Annotated in this window: 16 protein-coding genes and 1 tRNA gene; 14 read left to right on the forward strand and 3 right to left on the reverse strand. The window is 65.3% G+C overall.

The features are described 5' to 3' along the window. The first annotated feature begins 67 nt into the window (after window positions 1–67). The 13 genes from ftsZ to ACZ1JW_RS11750 all read left to right on the forward strand — a co-directional run bounded on the left by ftsZ (window position 68) and on the right by ACZ1JW_RS11750 (window position 14,837). On the forward strand, window positions 68–1,531 hold the full coding sequence (ftsZ, locus tag ACZ1JW_RS11690) for a cell division protein FtsZ (RefSeq protein WP_465123383.1): 1,464 nt from the start codon (window positions 68–70) through the stop codon (window positions 1,529–1,531). 65 nt (window positions 1,532–1,596) lie between these two features. After that, window positions 1,597–3,849: an SPOR domain-containing protein gene (locus tag ACZ1JW_RS11695; protein WP_465140673.1), complete on the forward strand. Its 2,253-nt coding sequence runs from the start codon at window positions 1,597–1,599 to the stop codon at window positions 3,847–3,849. A 214-nt stretch (window positions 3,850–4,063) separates the two neighbouring features. Beyond that, the gene (locus ACZ1JW_RS11700; RefSeq protein WP_144906879.1) at window positions 4,064–4,567 is read left to right on the forward strand and encodes a type III secretion system chaperone family protein; all 504 of its coding nucleotides are present in this window, start codon (window positions 4,064–4,066) and stop codon (window positions 4,565–4,567) included. Between the two features lie 177 nt (window positions 4,568–4,744). Next, the gene (locus tag ACZ1JW_RS11705) at window positions 4,745–5,551 is read left to right on the forward strand and encodes a pyrroline-5-carboxylate reductase family protein (protein ID WP_465140674.1); all 807 of its coding nucleotides are present in this window, start codon (window positions 4,745–4,747) and stop codon (window positions 5,549–5,551) included. Window positions 5,552–5,675: 124 nt separating this feature from the next. Continuing rightward, complete coding sequence (locus ACZ1JW_RS11710; protein WP_465140675.1) at window positions 5,676–6,437, forward strand: Bax inhibitor-1/YccA family protein; 762 nt, start codon at window positions 5,676–5,678, stop codon at window positions 6,435–6,437. Window positions 6,438–6,635: 198 nt separating this feature from the next. Then, window positions 6,636–7,367 carry a hypothetical protein gene (locus ACZ1JW_RS11715; protein WP_465140676.1) on the forward strand — a complete coding sequence of 244 codons (732 nt, stop codon included), beginning with the start codon at window positions 6,636–6,638 and terminating at the stop codon, window positions 7,365–7,367. A 106-nt stretch (window positions 7,368–7,473) separates the two neighbouring features. After that, window positions 7,474–7,549: transfer RNA gene (locus ACZ1JW_RS11720), tRNA-Ala, on the forward strand. 134 nt (window positions 7,550–7,683) lie between these two features. Continuing rightward, complete coding sequence (obgE, locus tag ACZ1JW_RS11725) at window positions 7,684–8,742, forward strand: GTPase ObgE (RefSeq protein ID WP_465123378.1); 1,059 nt, start codon at window positions 7,684–7,686, stop codon at window positions 8,740–8,742. 70 nt (window positions 8,743–8,812) lie between these two features. After that, window positions 8,813–9,946, forward strand: coding sequence for a glutamate 5-kinase (gene proB, locus ACZ1JW_RS11730; protein ID WP_465140677.1), 1,134 nt, complete (start codon window positions 8,813–8,815; stop codon window positions 9,944–9,946). Next, entirely contained in the window at window positions 9,946–10,866 is a 921-nt protein-coding gene (locus ACZ1JW_RS11735) for an NAD-dependent epimerase/dehydratase family protein (RefSeq protein WP_465123376.1), read from the forward strand. The genes proB and ACZ1JW_RS11735 overlap by 1 nt, the downstream gene beginning before the upstream one ends. Window positions 10,867–10,958: 92 nt before the next feature. After that, window positions 10,959–13,769: a CHAT domain-containing tetratricopeptide repeat protein gene (locus tag ACZ1JW_RS11740; protein ID WP_465140678.1), complete on the forward strand. Its 2,811-nt coding sequence runs from the start codon at window positions 10,959–10,961 to the stop codon at window positions 13,767–13,769. 91 nt (window positions 13,770–13,860) lie between these two features. Further along, complete coding sequence (locus ACZ1JW_RS11745; RefSeq protein ID WP_465140679.1) at window positions 13,861–14,331, forward strand: DUF805 domain-containing protein; 471 nt, start codon at window positions 13,861–13,863, stop codon at window positions 14,329–14,331. Between the two features lie 11 nt (window positions 14,332–14,342). After that, complete coding sequence (locus ACZ1JW_RS11750) at window positions 14,343–14,837, forward strand: DUF805 domain-containing protein (RefSeq protein WP_465140680.1); 495 nt, start codon at window positions 14,343–14,345, stop codon at window positions 14,835–14,837. Here ACZ1JW_RS11750 and ACZ1JW_RS11755 read toward each other — a convergent pair. Together ACZ1JW_RS11755 and ACZ1JW_RS11760 are read right to left on the reverse strand one after the other, a co-directional pair. Then, window positions 14,834–17,371: an ABC transporter permease gene (locus tag ACZ1JW_RS11755; RefSeq protein WP_465140681.1), complete on the reverse strand. Its 2,538-nt coding sequence runs from the start codon at window positions 17,369–17,371 to the stop codon at window positions 14,834–14,836. The genes ACZ1JW_RS11750 and ACZ1JW_RS11755 overlap by 4 nt on opposite strands. Continuing rightward, window positions 17,368–18,060, reverse strand: coding sequence for an ABC transporter ATP-binding protein (locus ACZ1JW_RS11760; RefSeq protein WP_465140682.1), 693 nt, complete (start codon window positions 18,058–18,060; stop codon window positions 17,368–17,370). Before ACZ1JW_RS11760 ends, ACZ1JW_RS11755 begins: the two co-directional genes overlap by 4 nt. Window positions 18,061–18,128: 68 nt before the next feature. Here ACZ1JW_RS11760 and ACZ1JW_RS11765 point away from each other — a divergent pair, with 68 nt between their 5' ends. Beyond that, window positions 18,129–18,812, forward strand: a complete 684-nt coding sequence (locus ACZ1JW_RS11765) for an arylesterase (protein WP_465123370.1) — start codon at window positions 18,129–18,131, stop codon at window positions 18,810–18,812. A gap of 96 nt (window positions 18,813–18,908) precedes the next feature. Here ACZ1JW_RS11765 and recF read toward each other — a convergent pair whose 3' ends face one another. After that, the gene (gene recF, locus ACZ1JW_RS11770; RefSeq protein ID WP_465140683.1) at window positions 18,909–19,982 is read right to left on the reverse strand and encodes a DNA replication/repair protein RecF; all 1,074 of its coding nucleotides are present in this window, start codon (window positions 19,980–19,982) and stop codon (window positions 18,909–18,911) included. Window positions 19,983–20,024: the final 42 nt, after the last annotated feature.

The following is a 20,024-nucleotide window of genomic DNA, read 5'->3' on the forward strand; positions in this document are numbered from 1 at the left end:
TTTGCAATCTCGCTGAACGCGCATGTTTGCCATCAGCGAGGCCAATGACCCGATTGGGAGACCGACTATGAGCATCAACATCGGACCGCCGGCCATCGACGAGCTTCGTCCCCGGATCACGGTGATCGGGGTTGGTGGCGCAGGCGGCAATGCCATCGCCAACATGATCAACGCGCAGATCGAGGGCGTCGAGTTCATCGTCGTCAACACCGACGCGCAGGCGCTGAACAACTCGATCGCGGAAAACCGCATCCAGCTCGGGCCCGACATCACGCAGGGGCTTGGCGCAGGCGCACGTCCCGAAGTCGGCCGCGCCGCTGCCGAAGAGACGATCGAGGAACTCGAGCGTGCGCTGGAAGGCGTGCACATGGTGTTCATCGCCGCTGGCATGGGTGGCGGCACCGGCACCGGGGCGGCTCCGGTCATCGCCGAAGCAGCGCGCCGCAAGGGCGTGCTCACCGTGGGCGTGGTGACCAAGCCATTCCTGTTCGAAGGTACGCGCCGCATGCGCTCGGCCGAAAGCGGTATCGAGGAGCTGCAGAAGCACGTCGATACGCTGATCGTCATTCCCAACCAGAACCTGTTCCTGGTGGCCAAGGCGGAGACGACCTTCAAGGAAGCGTTCCAGCTGGCTGACGAAGTCCTCCAGCAGGGCGTCCGCTCGATCACCGACCTGATGGTCATGCCGGGCCTGATCAACCTCGACTTCGCCGACGTCCGCTCGGTCATGGGCGAGATGGGCAAGGCGATGATGGGCACGGGCGAGGGCGAAGGTCCAAACCGCGCGCTCGAAGCCGCCGAACGCGCCATTGCCAACCCGCTGCTCGATGGCGTTTCGATGCAGGGTGCCAAGGGCGTGATCATCTCGATCATCGGCGGCGACGACATGAAGCTGCTCGAGGTCGACGAAGCCGCGAACCACATTCGTGAACTGGTCGATCCCAATGCGAACATCATCTGGGGCTCGGCCTTCAATCCTGACCTCGATGGCAAGATCCGCGTCTCGGTTGTCGCCACTGGCATCGAACAGAGTCAGGAGCAGGCCGAAATTGCCTCGCGCCCGGTTTCGATCCCCAACACCTCGCGTGGCCCCGCCGTCCCGACGGCAGCGCCCGCCGCACCTGTCTACACGCCGCCCCCGGCCGAGCCTGCGCAACCGGCATGGTCGCCTGCGGCAGAGCAGGTGCAGCCCGCTGCGCCTGCTGCAGAACCGGAGCCCGAACCGTTCGATCTGACGCTCGATCTTTCCGAAGCGCAGGAAGAACACGATCCGGGCGAACTGTCACTGGGTGGCATGGAAGCACCTGTTGAGCCTGCTCCCGAAGCTGCTCCCGCACCTGAACCGGGCCCGGCCATGCCGCGTCTTGGTCGCGCGCCCGAAGCCGAGCCTGCCAAGCCTGCAGGCGGCAGCACCCTGTTCGAACGCATGGCCAATCTTTCGCGCGGCAACCGCGGCGGTGACGATGATGGCGACGACGATGGCAGCGCGCTGAACATTCCGCGCTTCCTCGGCCGTCAAAACAACCAGTAAAATCGGATGAGAGGCGGCACCTGTTGCCGCCGCTTCATCTTGGGATCGGTATAGAGCGCGGCAGGATGATCAACCGCTTCCCCATCGCGCGTTTTCTCGGCACCGACGGCGTGCGCCTGACGGTCGCGTTTCTGCTGGCCACAGCTGCGACCCCGGCCCTCGCACAGGCTTCGGGCAGGGGGGACGATGATCCCGATGGTCCCGTCACGGTATCGCGCCCGGTCGTGCAGTCGACCGCGCAAAGCCCCACGCGCGATCTCAACGCTGCGCTTGCGCGCCTTGCTGCCGATCCGCGCAACGTATCTGCCCTGTTCGATGCCGCCGACGCTGCGCTGAAGCTTGGCGACAGCGATGCTGCCATCGGCTTTCTTGCAAGGGCGGATGAAGTCCAGCCTGGCAACGGCCGAACCAAGGCCTTGATGGGCAAGGCGCAGCTTGTCGCCGAAAATCCTGTTGAGGCGATCCGCTCGTTCGACGAGGCAGAGCGCGCCGGAGCCGATACTTTCGCAATGGCGGCGGATCGCGCGCTGGCCTACGATCTGGTCGGTGACAATGGCCGGGCCCAGCGCTGGTATCAGGTGGCGCTCAGCCGCGGTACCGACGCCGAGATCACGCGCCGCTATGCCATGAGCCTTGCCATCGCGGGCGACCGTCGTGGCGCAGAGGCGCTGCTCGCGCCGCTGATCGAGAAGCAGGACCGTGCGGCATGGCGCACCCGCACCTTCGCCATGGCTGTCACCGGTGGCTCGGACGAGGCGGTGGCCATCGCCTACGCATCGATGCCGCAGGACCTTGCAGCCGGAATTGCGCCCTATCTGCGCTACATGCCGCGCCTCACGCCCGCGCAGCAGGCCGCTGCCGCCAACTTCGGCCGTTTTCCGCGGGCGGCAGACATTGGCCGGGACGATCCGCGCGTTGTCCAGTACGCAGCGCTCAATCCCCGCGCGCCTCGTCAAGCCGAAGCGGGGCTGATCCCGAGCGGCGCTCCGCTTGGACCGTCGGCCGCATCGACGGAAAAGCCAAGCAGAGAAAAGCGTCGTCGTCCGGGCAGGATCGAGACTGTGGCAGCCCCGGCAAGCACGCGTCCTGCAACGACGACCGCGCAACCCACGCCGACCCCTTCGCAGACATATGCAAGCGTGTCGGCACCACCGGCCCCGGCAACAACTCAGCCCGTGGTGCCCCGCCCGACGGTGCTTTCAGCGCTCGACGTGCCACCGGGTTCGGCGCGTCCTGCCGTGCCGCCGATCCGTCTCGCACAGCCGCCTGCCAGTCGGCCTCCGGCCACTCCGACGTCAACACCCACCCCTACCACGACGATCGTGTCCTCATCGTCTGCCGTTGCGAAGCCGGGCTTCCAGCAGGACCTCACGGCCCCGCCGCCGGAAGCGCGGGCGCCTGTGCAGGTTGCCGCAGCAACCTCGGCCCCGCCCAAGCCCGCATCGCTTCCGGCTCAACCATCGACGCAGCCTCAGCCGTCACAGACATCATCTGCCGCCCCGCGTCCGACGATAGGCACCGCAGGCAGCTTCGATCTGGCGAAAGTTGGCTCGACCACCACGACCCAGAATGCCCCGGTACCGGCTCCGCCTCCGGTGGCGACCCCGGCTCCACCGTCGCAGCCGGTCACGCAAGTTGCAGCAAGCACGCCGACGCCATCTGTCACGACCGCTTCCACCCCGGCAGGAGTGACGACGCCTGTCCAGACCGCTACGGCTTCTCCGCCCCCCCCGCGCGATCTAGCTTCGCTGTTCAAGTCCTTCGCTCCCCCCGAGGAAGAGCGCAAAGCGCAGGTCGCAGCGGTCGACATCACCCGGATTGCGCCCAAGCCCGCCGCCAAGGCGACGAAGGCCGATGCACGCGGCGAGCGCCCCGATGGGCCGACCGATGTGTCGCGCATTCCCGCCAAGGAACCGGAGAAGCCCTCGGCCAAGGAGGCGGTCAAGCTCGGCAAGGACGGCAAGCCGATCAAGGACTCCAAGGCCGCGGCAAAGGATGCCAAGGAGGCAAAGGACGCCAAGGCAAAGAAGGCCGCGCCAAGCCATCCCAGCCGCATCTGGGTTCAGGTCCTGACCGGCGGCAACAAGGACATGATGGACAACGAGTGGCGCCGCCTGGTCAAGGAGGCGCCAGAGGTACTGCGTGGCCGCAAGCCCTACATCTCGCCGTGGCGCAGCAATTTCCGCCTCCTCACCGGGCCTTTCGAAAGCGAGGCCGACGCGCAGGAATTCGTCACCAGGCTCAAGAAAAGCGGCGTATCCAGCTATCAGTGGACCAGTCCTGCGGGGCAGGCCGTGGACACGCTTTCGCTCAAATAAGCTGACTTGGCAGGAACATGTGCCGAGCCGCGCTGTTCACTCCTTGTCCACAGCTTTCCCACAAGGTTGTCGAGTTTTGCCCAACCGCCTGTTAACCCGCGATTGTCGGGTGGGGGTGTGAACCGCCATTGACGGGGTGAGCAGCAGTCAGGGCAGATCGCCCTGCCGGGCCGACCAGCCGAGGAGGCCCGATCACGTGTTCAGGGGACGTACCATGCGGACCGGCCATGACGACAACGAGCGCGAAGAGGCAGCGCCTGTCGACATGATCGCCTCGTTGTTCGAGGCGCGCGGCTGGCCGTGCGAATTCGTCTCTGATGACGAAGTGACCGGCGAAATCCAGGGTTCCTGGGCGAACTACCAGCTTCGGGCCATCTGGCGGATCGAGGATCACGTCCTGCAGATCCTGTGCCTGCCCGACATTCGCATCCCCGATGACAAGAAGCTGGCCGTTTACGAACTGATGGCGCTGATCAATGAGCAGGTCTGGATCGGCCACTTCGACATCTGGTCGAACGGTTCGGTCCTGCTTTACCGCCACGGTCTCATGCTGGGAGACGAAGGCCTGCTCAGCATCAGCCAGGCGCAGGCAGCGATCGAGGCGGCTGTGGACGAATGCGACCGGTTCTACCCCGCGTTCCAGTTTATCCTGTGGGGCGACAAGAGCCCGGCAGACGCGCTCGCCAGCGCAATGGTGGACGCGGCCGGGGAAGCCTGACGGCGACAGGTGGCGTCCCCGCGAATGCGGGGACCTCGGTGTTGTCACCGAACATTGGCGTAAAAGGACCGAGGCCCCCGCCTTCGCGGGGGAGCAGCGCCTTTTTCAGGTTTCCACGTTGCGATGAGCACCGCGCCCCGGCATTGAGCCCGCAAACGCGACTCAAGGAATCTGCCAATGACCATGACCTTCCTCCAGTTCGGCTGCGGCAACATGGGCGGTGCCATGCTCAAGGGCTGGCTCGCAGGCGGTATCGCGCCCGAGACCTTCACCATCGTCGATCCCTATCTCGAAGCTGCCCCGCAGGGCACGCGACTGCTCAAGGCCGCGCCCGAGGGCGAGGGAGCGTTCGACGTCGTCCTGCTTTGCTTCAAGCCGCAGCAGTTGCCTGACGCCGCTGCGGCCGTGCGTCCGTTCGTAGGCCCGAACACGCTGCTGCTGTCGATCCTTGCCGGCGTCGATCTCGCCACGCTCCGCTCGAACTTCCCCGAAGCCCGCGCAATCGTGCGCGTCATGCCAAATCTCGCAGCAGCGCTCGGCAAGTCGCCGATCGCGCTCGTCGGTGAGGCTGACGCCGCTGCGCGCGCCCAGACCGATGTACTGATGGCGCCGCTGGGGCAGGCAGAGTGGCTCTCGGGCGAGGATCAGATGGACCCCGTTACCGCGCTTGCAGGGTCAGGCCCTGCTTTCGTTTATCGCTTCATCGATGCACTGGCCGAAGGCGCAGCCTCGCTCGGGCTTCCCCGCGAGCAGGCGGACCGCCTGGCGCTGTCCATGGTCGAAGGGGCGGCCATGCTCGCCGCAGCCTCCGAACACGGCCCGGGCGAGCTCGCCCGCCGCGTTGCGAGCCCGGGCGGCGTCACACAGGTCGGCATCGACATTCTGGACAAGGACCGCCGTCTTGTCGCCCTGATGGAAGACACCTTGCGAGGCGCGCGTGACCGCAGCGCCGAAATGACCGAGCAGGCCCGCGCCAGATCCTGAATGCGCGAAACAATTCGTTACATTTGATTGCCGGTTCATTGCTTCGGTTTCACTTGAAAGCAGGGGCCAAAGCGCCGATATTCCAGTGACGTGGCCAAAGGGGCCACAGAACGGAGCTTTGAAAATGGCAAACTGGAACGACCCTCGGCCCACTGGGACGGGTTTCGGCGCGTCTCCGGGCCTCTCCGGCCTTCAGGGTCGCAGCGAGGTGTTCGATGCGGGCCTGCGTCGCCACATGCTGTCGATCTACAATTACATGGCCTCGGGCGTGCTGCTCTCGGGCATCGTCGCGCTGGTCTTTGCGACATCGGGCATGGCTGAGGCCGTTTTCGGCACGCCATTGCGGTGGCTTGTGGCGCTAACGCCGTTGGCCTTTGTGATGATCATGAGCTTCGGCCTAAATCGCCTTTCGACCACTGCGATGCAGGCGATGTTTTGGGGCTTCAGTGTGGCCATGGGGCTTTCGCTGTCGTCTATCTTCTTTCGATATACTGGTCCTTCTATTGCGATCACGTTCTTTTCAACTGCTAGTGCATTTGCAGGGCTCAGCCTTTTTGGATACACTACCAAGAAGGACTTGTCGGGATTTGGCAGCTTCCTGATTATGGGCGTATTTGGTCTGCTGATAGCCTCGCTTTTGAATGCTGCTCTGCCTTTGTTTGGCATGACACCTTCTAGGCCACTCGCCTGGGCGATCAGCTTCCTCGGCGTCCTGATCTTCGCTGGCCTCACCGCCTACGATACGCAGAAGCTCAAGGAGCAGTATGCCTACGTCGCCGGAACCGATTTCGCTGGCAAGGCGGTCGTCCTCGGCGCGCTGAGCCTCTACCTCGACTTCATCAACATGTTCCAGTTCCTGCTGCAGTTCATGGGCGATCGCCGCTGATCCGCTGAAGCAACCAGACTGAACGAGATTGACCCGGCGGGCCGCAACGGTTCGCCGGGTTTTTCTTTTTCAGGGGATTCTCATGTGTGAGTAGTGGCGCTAGTGTTGCCTTCATCTTGCAGAAAGGATGACCGGCGCAATTTTGCACGTTGCGTCAATGGGATCATCGGCCAATCGGCTACCTTTGGGGGAATGCCAATGTTTCGCTTTCGGCGTCTTCATGCGCCTGCCATCGCGGCAATGGCTCTGGCCATCGGCCTTGCTTCATGCGCACCGCCACCTCCGCCACCACCGCCACCTCCGCCACCCCCGCCCAAGGTCGTGGTTATTCCGCCTAAGCCGATGCCGCCCAACGGCGCGTCGGACAACATCTACCTGCCTCCCGCTGATGCGAACGGCTTGCGCTTGTCGGTCAACCGCAACATCACCACCGCGCAGATGGTGTGGAACCTGCGCTCGGCCTACAACGTGGCCGCGCTCAACTGCAGCGCGCCCAAGCACGCCGACATCCTGCCACGCTACAAGGCGTTCCTGACCACGCATGCCAAGGCGCTGAACGTCGTAAACAAGAAGCTCGATACCGAGTTCAAGGCCAAGTACGGGCAGAAGTTCATCGCCCCGCGCGAGGCTTACATCACCTCGGTCTACAATCACTACGCGCTGCCGCCGACGCTCTCGGACTTTTGCGATGCGGTCATGGCGGTGACGCGCGATGGCGCAGCGATCAAGTCGGCAGAGCTGGAGGCTTTTGCGGTCCGCAGCCTGCCGAGCATCGAGGTCGTGTTCGATGATTTCTACCGCCGCTACGAAGTCTACCGCAATGATCTGGCGATCTGGCAGGCACAGTATGGCGCATTGGTAAATGCACCGCAGCAGCCGGTCGTGGTCTCGTCCACCACCGTCACCAACCGCAGCGGGGCAGGGAACTGATCGAGAGGCGCTTCCAAAGAATCTCGAAAATGCCACTTTTCACGCAAGGGACGCTGCGCTAATGGCGGCGCTCCCTGCGGTAGTGCCGTGGGGCGATACCGGGAACGGGGCCGTAGCTCAGATGGGAGAGCGCGTCGTTCGCAATGACGAGGTCAGGGGTTCGATCCCCCTCGGCTCCACCAGGTATCATCGAACCGCCTGATCGGCAGGCGCCGTGCGGTTCGAGGCTCCAGGAACTCCATGAACGGGACCAACAGGCTCGCTTAGGGGGCCCGGCGCTATTGCATTCGGGCCTGTCAGTGGACATTTTACCGACATGCATTTTCTCGACCAAGCCAAGATTTTCATCCGCTCCGGGCAGGGCGGTCCCGGTGCGGTCAGCTTCCGGCGGGAGAAGTACGAAGAGTACGGCGGTCCCAACGGCGGCAACGGCGGCAAGGGCGGCGACATCGTGTTCGAGGCCGTTGCCGGTCTGAACACTTTGATCGACTTCCGCTACACCCAGCACTTCAAGGCGCAGCGCGGCCAGGGCGGTGCGGGCACCAACCGCACGGGCGCCGGCGGCGAGGATCTCGTGATCAAGGTCCCCGTCGGCACGCAGGTGCTCGATGATGACCGCGAGACCGTTCTGCTCGACCTCACCGAAGTGGGCAAGCGCGTCGTTCTTTTGCGCGGCGGCGATGGCGGGCGGGGCAATGCGTCCTACAAGTCCTCCACCAACCGCGCCCCGCGCCAGCACGGCCCCGGTTGGCCCGGCGAGGAAATGTACGTCTGGCTGCGCCTCAAGCTGATGGCGGACGCTGGCCTTGTCGGCCTGCCCAATGCTGGCAAATCGACCTTCATCAACAAGATCACCAACACCAAGGCCAAGGTCGGCGAATACGCCTTCACCACGCTGCGCCCGCAGCTTGGCGTGGTCAGCCATCGCAACCGCGAGTTCGTGCTGGCCGACATTCCCGGCCTGATCGAAGGCGCGGCCGAAGGCGTTGGCATCGGTGACCGCTTCCTTGGCCATATCGAACGCTGCCGCGTGCTGATCCACCTGATCGACATCCACAGCGAGACCGATCCTGCCGAAGCCATGCAGATCGTCGAAGGCGAGCTTGAGGCCTATGGCTCAGGGCTTGATGAAAAGCCCCGGCTGATCGCGCTCAACAAGATCGATCTGGTCGACGCCGAACTGGTCAAGGCCTTCACCAAGGAACTGCGCGCAGCCGGCGCGACCAAGGTCTATCCGATCTCCGGCGCGACGGGGAAGGGCATGGACGCTCTGCTCGACGCCGTGCTCGAGCACCTGCCTGCCGCCACGATAACCGAACGCCCGACCGGGCAGGTCGAGGAACAGGCCGACGAAAAGCCCTGGTCGCCGATCTGATCGTCCAAGCGCGCCGCGCGCAGGACCGGTAACCCTTCACGCCCCGTCACAAATACCCTAAGCGGCCCTCATGAAGATCAGCCAGCTTGCCCACCTGACCGACGCCAAGACCTGCCCGCGCCTTGTGGTCAAGGTCGGCTCGGCGCTGCTTGTCGGCAAGGATGGTGCGCCGCGCCGCGAGTGGCTGACCGCGCTTGTGGCCGAGATTGCTGCGGCACGCGCTGCAGGGCAGGAAGTCATCGTCGTGTCCTCTGGCGCGATTGCGCTCGGCGCGCGCAAGCTTGGCCTGGCCAAGGGCGGACGGGGCAGCCTGTCCGATGCGCAGGCTGCGGCCTCGGTCGGCCAGATCGCACTGGCAGGCCTTTGGGCGGAATTGCTGGCCGCGCATGGCCTGACTGCCGCTCAGATCCTGCTGACGCTTGAAGACCTCGAAGACCGCCGCCGCTACCTCAACGTCACCGCCACACTCGGTACGCTGCTGGCCGCAGGCGCGGTGCCGGTGATCAACGAGAACGATTCCGTCGCCACGCAGGAAATCCGCTTTGGCGACAACGACCGGCTCGCAGCTCGCGTAGGACAGGCCGCAGGAGCCAGCGGCGTGCTGCTGCTGTCCGATATCGACGGCCTCTATGACCGCGACCCGCGCGAGCCCGGCGCAACCCGCATTCCGGTGGTGAAGGGCGTCACCCCAGAGATTCACGCCATGGCCACCGGCGGTTCGTCCTCCGGCCTCGGCTCGGGCGGCATGACCTCGAAGTTGCAGGCGGCAGAGATCGCCGAATTGGCGGGCATGGCGTTGGCCATCATCGACGGCCAGCCCGTATCTCCCATCGGTTCTGCAATGCGCACGGATCGCGGCACGCTGTTCCTGCCGCGCGGGCGCAAGCAGGCGCGCAAGGCGTGGCTGGGCGGGCGGATGCGGATGCGCGGGACCGTCCATGTCGATGCCGGAGCCGCTGCCGCACTGACGCGTGGCTCCAGCCTGCTCGCCGCCGGGATCACCAGCGTCAATGGCGATTTCCAGCGCGGCGATGCCATTGCCGTCGTCGGTCCTGACGGCCAGACTCTCGCGCGCGGCCTGTCCGAATATGACGCCGCCGAATGTGCCCGCCTCAAGGGCCGCCACAGTCGCGAGCACGAAGAGCTTCTCGGTTACGCTCCCCGCTCGGCCCTGATCCATCGCGACCAGATGGTGCTTCTGTAATGGCCGCAGAATTGCTGGCGATTACCGGGGCGACCGGGTTCGTCGGTCAGGCCGTGCTCGATTATGCCGCCCGCGCCGGAATAGAGGTCCGCGCCCTTGCCCGCCGCCCGCAGGATGCCCGTGCCGGGGTCGAATGGGTGCAGGGCGACCTCAACGACAAGCGCGCGCTCCAGCGCCTCGTCGGCCGCGCCAGCGTTGTCCTGCACATTGCCGGCGTGGTCAGCGCGCCGGACGCAAAGGGCTTCGAGGACGGCAACGTCTGGGGCACGCTGAACGTCGTAAACGCTGCGCTTGAAGCAGGCGTGCCGCGCTTCGTCCACGTCTCCTCGCTCTCAGCGCGCGAGCCGGACCTGTCGATCTACGGTCGTTCCAAGCTGCGCGGCGAGAAGATCGTCAAGGCCAGCAGCCTGGACTGGACCGTGGTGCGCCCGCCCGCCGTCTATGGCCCGCGCGATACCGAGATGTTCGAGCTGTTCAAGCTGGCCCGGCGCGGCGTGGTGCCGTTGCCGCCGCAGGGCCACCTTTCGATCATCCACGTCAACGACCTCGCCCGCCTCCTGCTCGCCCTGATTCCCGGCAGCGAGGAGGTGACGCACATGACCTTCGAGCCTGATGACGGCACCCCCGGCGGCTGGACCAACACCGATCTCGCCCGCGCCATCGGCATGGCCATGGGCAAGCGCGCCACCGCGATCAACCTGCCCGCCGGAATGCTGCGCCTCGGCGCAAGGCTCGATGCGCGCTTCCGTGGCAAAGGCGCCAAGCTGACGATGGACCGCGTCGGCTACATGTGCCACCCGGACTGGCGCGCAGGCGAAGGCAACCAGCCCCCGCCCGAACTCTGGCTCCCCCAGGTAGAAACCCGCATGGGCCTCCACGCCACGGCGGCGTGGTATCGCGAGGCCGGCTGGCTGAAGTGATGCGGAACGGGTGGCTTTGTGCCGAAAGGCACTGGTAACGCGCTTAACTTCGATTAACCTTTCCTCCGATTTGGATGAGCCGGGGGCAGGGGATGGCAAGAATGATTTGGGCGGCGCTGCTGGCAGCGCTGGTTTGCTCGATTGGAGCCGTCCCGGCCTTGCCGCAAACCGTGCCCTCCATGGACGTGGCCAATGAGCCGGAGGCGGCTCTTCGCGAGTGCGATCGGCTGATCGAAACGACAAAGGAGCGCGCAGCGCGCGCGCGCCTCTATGCCCAAAGGGCGACGATACTGGCCAAGCTCGACCGGTTGGCCGAGGCTAACGATGCCGTAGTGCGTGCGAGATCTCTCGATACGAAGTCCGAGCCGTCGGTTACTGCAGACATCCTGATCGCTGATGCAAACAACAAGTCCCAGTTGCAGGAATACGGGCAGGCTATCGAACTTGTGCGGGAAGCGAGAGCGCTTCTGTCCAAGGTGCATAACGAAGATAGCGCTGAAATCGCCTTGGCGGACACGATGCTCGGTCGCCTTCTGGTCAGCGAGAGCCAATTTGACGAAGGGATACAACGCACCCGGCATGGCTGGGAGGTAATGAACAAGCTGAGGCCAGTGGGAGACGATGAGCGCATAGATTCGGCGTTTCAGTATGCCATTGCGCTCGTTTACTCTCGCCAGGCGGCTCTGTCGGAGCCTCTTCTTCGCAAGCTGGTTTCGGAAATCGAGACGCTCAAGCCCCGTCAGCCCTATCGGGCAAAGCTGCCCAATCTGCTCGGCACCGAATTGCTGATGCAGGGGCGGATCAACGAGGCGATTCCCTGGCTGCGCCAGTCGGTCGACGTGGGGGAAAAGCTGAAGTCCACGATTATCGGCGAACGTGCCGACGCTCTGTCTGCGCTTGGCGTCGCACTGTTGATGTCTGACCGTCCTGCAGATGCGCTCCCCTTCTTTCAGAAGTCTGCGGAGCAGTTCGCGGTGGCTGGTGCGATACCGTCAACAGCAGGAGCCTATATCAATGGAGGCACCGCTGCGGACCGCGCCGGAGACCGTGCGCTCGGGATGAAGATGCGCGAAACCGGCATCGCCATGCTGGCAAAGATGCCAAGACAGCATGAACTCGCCGTTGCTCTCAATAACTTCAAGTTGGCGCAATCCTATACACACGCAGGGCGGCTGGAGGAAGCGGAAGCAATGGCGCAAGACGCCGCGTCGACCCTCAAGCGTCTTCGTCCCCCAACCCATTTCCAGGCGCTCAACAGCCGCATTTCGCTCGGCTGGATCAAGGCGCGCCGTGGACGGGCGGCAGAGGGGCTGGCCGAAGTCCGCGATGCCTTCCGCACTTCAATCGCGGTCAACAACAGTCTCGAAGTCTCGCAAAACCGCGTCGTCGGCGCGATCGACAATATCGAGGCCTTCAGTCATGCACTCGAAACTGCCATTCTGGCTGGTGACAACGACTTCGCCTTCGAAGTGCTCCAGGTTTTGGTCGAGACCGATGCCAGCCGCGCCGCGGTTGCCGTGACTGCGCGTGAACAGGCGGGGAATACGGAACTCGGCCTGCTTCTGCGCCGACGGCAGGAAGCTGCCGGAAAACTCGCCGATGCTGATGCCGCCCTATTGCGCGCGGCTGGCCTGGAGCAGGGGGCCGAGCGCGCCCCTCTTGAAAAGGCCGTTGCCCACGCTCGCGCTGCGCTTGCCGCACTTGATGCAGAGCTTGACGCCCGGTCTCCGGGCTTCCGCTCGCTGCTCCGTCCCCGCCCGGTCACACTTGCTGAAACGCAGGCGCGCCTTGGCCGAGATGAAACGCTGCTGGTGGTCGAGGAAAGCGATCTCGGCCTTTATACCATGGCACTTACCCATGACCGCATCGCCATTGGCCACGCGCCGATCCGGCGCGAGGCCTTGCGCGGCCTCGTCCGCCGCATCCGCGCGGGAACCGAAAACGGCGCACTCGTTCCCTTCGACACTGCCGCAGCGCATGAAATCTACCAGGTCATTTTCACGCCGGAAGTCCGTGCCCTCGTACCGGAAAAGCAGCGCCTGCGCGTGGTGACCGGCGACATCCTGTCCGCCCTGCCGCTGACGCTTCTTGCCAGCCGTCAGGGCAAGTCGCTGAGCGACACGCGATGGCTGGTCGAAGACCATGCCATCTCGGTCCTGCCTTCGCTCGCCACGCTCGGACAATCGCCGAAGCGGGCAGATGCGCGCCGCGACGTGATCGCAATCGGCGCACCGGCGCTTGGCGGAACACAGGCGATCACGGCCGGGGCCGACATCTTTGCAGGCGGCGAAACCCGCTCCGCACGTGTCAGCCGGCTTGTGTCGCTTCCCGGTGCCGAACGCGAGATTGCGGCTGTGGCCGCCCATGTCCGCAAGCCTGCGCGGTCGATCCTGCTGACCGGACAGAACGCCACCGAACCTGCCGTTCGCGCGCTGGATTACTCGAACGCTGGCGTCCTGCTCTTCGCCACGCACGGCCTTGTTTCAGGCGCCTTCGATGCGCGCAGCGAACCTGCACTGGTGCTCACCCCGCCAGCGGAAGAAAGCGAAGACAACGACGGCCTGCTAACGGCGTCTGAAGCGGCACGCCTGCGGCTGGATGCGGACTGGGTGATCCTCTCGGCCTGCGACACCGCTGCAGGCGACCAGCCGAGCGCTGCAGGCTACACCGGTCTTGCGCGTGCCTTCCTTTTTGCCGGAGCCCGTCGGGTTGTCGCCAGCCACTGGCCAGTGCGAGACGACGTCGCCGCGCGCCTGTCGGTCGAACTGCTCGATGCGTCGGCCAAGGGAGCCACTGCTGACGAAGCCCTGCGCCGCGCTATCCTCAAGGTGATGAAGCAAGGCAAGCCGGAGGAGGCACGCAATCCGGCGCTTTGGGCTCCGTTCATGGTCGTGGGCAACTGACACCGATTGTGACCACCGATACTTGCGCCAGACGCAAATCCGTGGTCGTCTGCTTGTCCTTTGCCGGTCGAGGGCGAAGTCAGACGGGGGAATGACCATGGAATGGATGCTGATGCCGTACAGGCGCCTTTATGGCGCCATTGCCGGACGCTCGTCACGGCGCGAGTTCTGGATGTTCACTTTGCTGAACTTCATCATCGTCGCAGCGTACATTACCCTTTTCGCAATGGTCTTCGGTGCAAGCGCCTTCGCTCCGGAAAACCTGCAGGCAGGCCTGCTCGGTGGCGGCGTCGCGATCATGCTGCTGCTGTTCATCCCGCTCTATCTCTGGGCGATCGTGACCTTCCCGGCGATGATCGCGGTCACCATCCGGCGGTTCCACGATCTCAATCTGTCGGGCTGGCTCTATGTCCTGTTCGCGGTGCTTGGCTTCGTGCCCTTCGTCAACATCCTGTCGTCGCTCGGTCTGCTCGTGATGATGTGCATCAAGGGCACCGATGGCACCAACAAGTACGGTGCCGATCCGACGCGGCCTGACGATCCATCGGACGTGTTCGGCTGATGACAGGAGGGATGATGGATTGGCCCACCCGGCGCAGTCCGCTGGACTGGGCTCTGCTGCCATATCGCCGTTACGCCCGGTTCTCCGGCCGTTCACAGCGGGCAGAGTACTGGTGGTTTACAGCGCTGTTCGCGTTCGCATTTATCGGCGCGACTGTGCTGGTCTGGCTGGCCGGAGTGGACGTTGCGGCCCTCCTGATCCAGAAGGAGTCGATCCGGGGAGACCAGCTCTTCATCAATCCTCTGGTTGATGTGGTGATCGGTGTGTTCGGGGCCTTTTTTGTTGGTTCGCTGGTCCCGTCGCTCGCAGTTTCGATCCGTCGCTTGCACGATATCGAACGCAGCGGCTGGTGGTATCTCGGCAACACCATCGCGTCGGCGCTGCCGGTGGTCGGCATTTTCTTCAAGGGCGTCTACATCGCCTACATGTGCCGCGACGGTACCATTGGTCCCAATCGCTACGGTCCCGATCCCAAGGACAGGCGCGAGGTCGACCTTTTCGCCTAAAGCTCGCGCAGCACCTGTGCCGGTCGGGTCCGCAGCAGCCCGACCGAGCCTGCCACCGCCAGCACCATCACCAGCGCCACGCCGCCGCCCAGCACGCCAAGAATGCGCGGCCAGTCGGGCAGCCAGTCAAACTCGAACAGCAATACGATCACGCCCCAGGCCACGCCAGTGCCGAGCAAAAGGGCTACGCCTGCCAGCAGCGCGCTGAGCAGTCCGTATTCCGCCAGCAGCAGAACCAGCAATTGCCGCCGGCTTGCACCCAGCACGCGCAGGATCACGTTGTCATAGGTCTTGCGCTCGCGCGCCGCCGCAATCGCGCCCGCGAGCACCGCCATCCCGGCAAGGATCGCCACGCTTGCTGCCGCCAGGATCGCCGTTCCCATCTGCGACAGGATTTCGCGAGCCTTTCCCAGCAACGGCCCGATCTCGATCACCGAGCTTGAGGGCAGGGCCTTCACAAGGCCTCCCAGGATCGCGCGGCGGACGTCCGGCGTCTTCGCACCCTCCGGCAGGCTGATCGTCGCTGCAAGGTTGTGCGGTGCATCGGCAATGGCGTTGGGGCTGAACACCAGCACATAGTTGAAGCCCATGTTCTCCCAGTCGATCCGGCGGAACGAGGCGATTGTCGCGCTGCGCTCTACGCCAAGGATCGACACCGCAATCCTGTCGCCCAGCTTCAGGCCCAGCGCCTCGCGCAAGTCATCGTCCACCGATACCAGCGGCTCGCCAGAGTAGCCCTTGGGCCACCAGTCCCCGGCGGTCAGCACGTTGCCTTCGGGCAGTTCGTCCGAATAGGTCAGCCCGCGATCCCCGCGGAGTGGCCAGGCGTTCTCGGGTATCTCCTTCAGGTCCGCCACGCGCATCATCGCGTTTTGCGGGCCATAGGCGATGATCGAGCCACGCAAGGCTGGCACCTTGCGAATCGCCGCATTTGGCGCTGCCGCTTGCACGATCCGGTCGAACTCGGCTGTCTTTCCCTGCGGCAGGTCGAGCACGAAGTAGTCCGGCGCCTTGTTGGGCACGCGCAATGCGATGTTGCCGTCGAGGCTGGTCTGGACCCCCGCCAGCAGCACGAAGGCGGCAAGCCCGAAGCCCAGCGCCACCACCAGCGCCGACGTCTGCGCGCCCGGCCGGTGCAGGTTAGCCAGCGCCATCCGCGCAATCGCGCCTTTGGGCCGCGGCAGCATCGCCGCCAGCCGCTGCAACCCCCATCCGAGCGCGGAGAGGAGCAGGAACAGCGCTGCTGCGCCGCCAAGGAACCCGGCGGCCAGCAGCTTCTGCGGCGCGGTCAGCACCGCCAGCGCCACAATGCCGCCAAGGCCCAAAGCGACGGGCAGCACCGCGCCCTGCCAACCACCCTCCAATGGGCTGACCCGCGCTCGCATGAGCGCCATCGCCGGAAACGCCTTGGCCCGCGCCAGTGGCGGCGCGGCAAAAGTCAGCGCGATCAGCGCGCCGTAGGCCGCCGCAATCGCCAGCGCGCTCCAGTCCAGCACGAAACCGGCCTCGATCGGCAGCAGTCCTTGCAGCGCTTTCCCGATCAGCGGCGTGATGCTCACCCCGATCACCAGTCCGCCAAGAATCGCCAGCGACGATGCCGCAGCCAATTGCAGCAGGTAGATCCGCGCAATGTCTCCGCTTGAAGCGCCGAGGATCTTGAGCGTGGCGATGCTCCCGCGCCGGGCTTCAAGGTAGGAATTGACCCCGTTGCCGATGCCGATCCCGGCAATTGCCAAGGCCGCCAGCGCCACCAGCACGAGGAACTGCCCCATGCGCGAAACGAACCGGTCGAGCCCCGGCGAGGCCTTCTCGCGCGTGCGCACCTCGTATCCCGCCAGTGGGAACTGCGCCTTGATCCGCTCGCCAAGCGCTACCGCATCGGCACTCGCGGGCAGCTTCACCCGCAGCTTCGTGCGCACCATCGATCCGGGCTGCACCAGCTTCGAGGCATCGAGCCCGGCCTTGCTGACGATCACCGTCGGCCCGAGCGAGAAACCCTCGGCCAGCCGATCTGGTTCGGACCCGATCACCCCGCCAACAACCAGTTCCGCTTCGCCCACGCGCAGTTTGTCGCCGACCTTCACGCCCAGCCGATCCGCCACGCCCGGCGCAATCCACGCGGCCATGCCCTCAGGCGCCCCCGCTGCCTTGCTCCCCTCAAGCGTAAATCGCCCATAAAGCGGCCACTTGCCATCGACCGCCTTCAACTCGACCGGCGTCGTGCGCGTATCATCGGAAGGCACTCGCGCCATTGCCTGCAACCGCGCCCCTTCCGAAACCTCGCCCAGCGCTGCAATCGCGGCGCGTTCGTCTGGCGAGGGCATCCGCGCCGCCAGCGTGAATTCCAGATCCCCGCCCAGCATCTCGCGCCCACGCGTCGCCAGCTCGCGCTCGATCGCGCCTGTCAGCGTACCGATGGCAGATAGGGCGGCGGTCCCGAGGACAAGGCACACCAGCAGCAGCCGCAGGCCCTTGAACCGCCAGTCCAGCCCACGCCGCGCCAACGCCCATGCGGCGCCCCACGAAAGGTTCACGCGCTGATGTCCGAGGCGATGCGGCCATCGGCCAGCCGCACGATCCGCCCGCACCGCGCCGCCAGCGCCTCGTCGTGTGTCACCATGATGAAGGTCGCGCCTGCCTCCTTTGCGCGCGCAAACAGCAGGTCGGCCACCGCTTCGCCGGTTGCATGATCGAGATTGCCGGTCGGCTCGTCAGCGAACAGGATCGCAGGCTTTGGCGCGAGCGCACGCGCAATCGCCACGCGCTGCTGCTCCCCGCCCGAAAGCTGCGCCGGATAGTGATGCATCCGATGCCCGAGGCCGACCGCAAGAAGCTCGGCCTCTGCCCGCGCCATGGCATCCGCCATGCCCGCCAGCTCAAGTGGCGTCGCCACGTTCTCCAGCGCCGTCATCGTCGGCAGCAGGTGGAAGGCCTGCAACACGATCCCGATCCGTCCGCGACGCGCTGCAGCAAGGCCGTCTTCATCGAGCGCGGTGAAGTCTGCGCCCGCCACCTGCAGCGAACCACCGCTCGCCCGCTCCAGGCCCGAAAGGATTGCCAATAGCGACGACTTGCCCGAGCCGGATGGCCCCAGCAGTCCCACCGTCTCGCCCGTACCAACGCAAAGGTCGATCCCGCGCAGGATTTCGACCCGCGCCTCCCCACTGCCAAGCGAGAGGGTGAGGGACGAGGCGGCGATTACCGGTTTTGGGGTGCTTGTCACGGGCCTCACGTGGCATAGATTGGTTGCAGCGTGCAACCGGCACTTGGGGGCGCGCCCGAGGAGTTTCAATGCGCCGCTACGCTGTTCTCGCCACGCTTCTGATCGCAGCATGTTCACCAGAGCAGGCACCCGCACCGCAACCATCGACTTCTGCAACGGCGGCAGCGCCAGTCCCCGTCAACGCCCCGGTGATCCTTGCCTTCGGTGACAGCCTCTACGCCGGATACCAGCTCAACCCCGGCGAGGGCTATCCGCCGCGCCTCGAAGTCGCGCTCAACGCTTCGGGCGTGCCTGCTCGCGTGGTCAATGCAGGCGTATCGGGCGACACGACCGCTGCCGCGCTCCAGCGCCTGACCTTCACGCTAGACAACCAGCCCGTAAAGCCAACCCTCGCGCTCGTCGGGCTCGGCGGCAACGACATGCTGCGCGGGCTGCCCCCGGCCGAAACCCGCGCCAATCTCGACGCGATCCTGACCGAGTTCGACAAGCGGCAGATACCGGTCGTCCTCACCGGAATGCTCGCCGCGCCCAATCTCGGCGCGGACTACCAGAAGCAGTTCAATCCGATCTGGCCCGAGCTTGCGAAGAAGCACAAGGCAGGCCTCGTCCCGTTCTTCCTCGCCCCGGTTCTAGGCAACAAGGCGCTGATGCTGGAGGACAACGTGCACCCCAATGCGCAGGGTGTGGACAGGATCGTGGCGGCGACGAAGGACCAGGTGGCGCAAGCGCTGAAAGCGGCGACAAAACCCTAAGCTCACTGCTCGCCCGCGCAGGCGGGGGCCTCAGGCGTTTTACGCAAATCTTCCGTAACAGCACCGAGGCCCCCGCCTGCGCGGGAGAGCAGGAAACTATTGCGGATGGACCACCCCATCACGCACCGACCACACCGCGCTTTGATCTGCAATCTCGGCAAAGGGGGCCATCTCCGTCCCCGTCATCCAGACCTGCGCCCCACTCTGCGCTAGCCGTTCGAACAGCGCCGACCGCCGCACCGGATCGAGGTGCGCGGCGATCTCGTCGAGCAGCAGCAGGCGAGGGCGCTCACCCGAAGTCAACCCAGCATGCGCGAGCACGATGGCAATCAGCATCGCCTTCTGCTCCCCGGTCGAGCAATCCGCCGCCGGGGCATTCTTGGCTGCAAGCGTCACCGCCAGATCATCACGATGCGGCCCGGTCAGTGAGCGCCCCGCAGCGCGATCCCGCCGCCGCCCTTCGCGAAGCATAACGCGCAAAGCATCGCTCTCCAGCGGCACTTCGCTGGCATAGCGCAGCGAAGGCCGCGCAAAGGGCTTTTCCGGCACCGTCTCCAGCTCCCGCCCGAGATCAGCCACCAGCGCCGCCCGCGCCGCCGCCATCGCCGCGCCGGTCTCAGCCATCTGCGCTTCGATCCCGTCGAGCCACAGCGGATCAGGCTCGGCAGGTTCGCCCAGCAGACGGTTCCGCTCGCGCAATGCCGTCTCGTAGCGCGTGGCATTGCGCGCATGTCCGGGCTCCCGCGCCAGCACCAGCCTGTCAAGAAACCGCCGACGCGACCCTGCGCTTTCGGCGAAGAGTCGGTCCATCGCAGGCGTCAGCCAGGTGATCGAAAGCCACTCGCCCAGACGCGCCGCCGGGCCTTCCGCCCCGTTTATCCGCACCATGCGACGGTTCGGGGCCGAAGCATCGGTCGATGTGCCGATCTGCACGCCCCCGTCCTCCATCTCCGCCGCCACGGCAAACCCGCTGCCGCCATCGCGCCCGGCCATCTCCGCCGGCTGTGCCCGCCTGAGGCCCCGCCCCGGCGCAAGCAGGCTGATGGCTTCGAGCACATTGGTCTTGCCCGCGCCGTTCTCCCCCACCAGCACATTGAACGCACGCATTCCCACCAGCCGCGTCGCGGCATGGTTGCGAAAATCGCGCAAGGTGAGGCGGGTGAGGGACATGATCCGTCGGCGTTAGGCGGTTTCAGGGCAAAGTGAAACCTT

Source organism: Novosphingobium sp. BL-A-28-Hi1-0D (genome assembly GCF_055521755.1).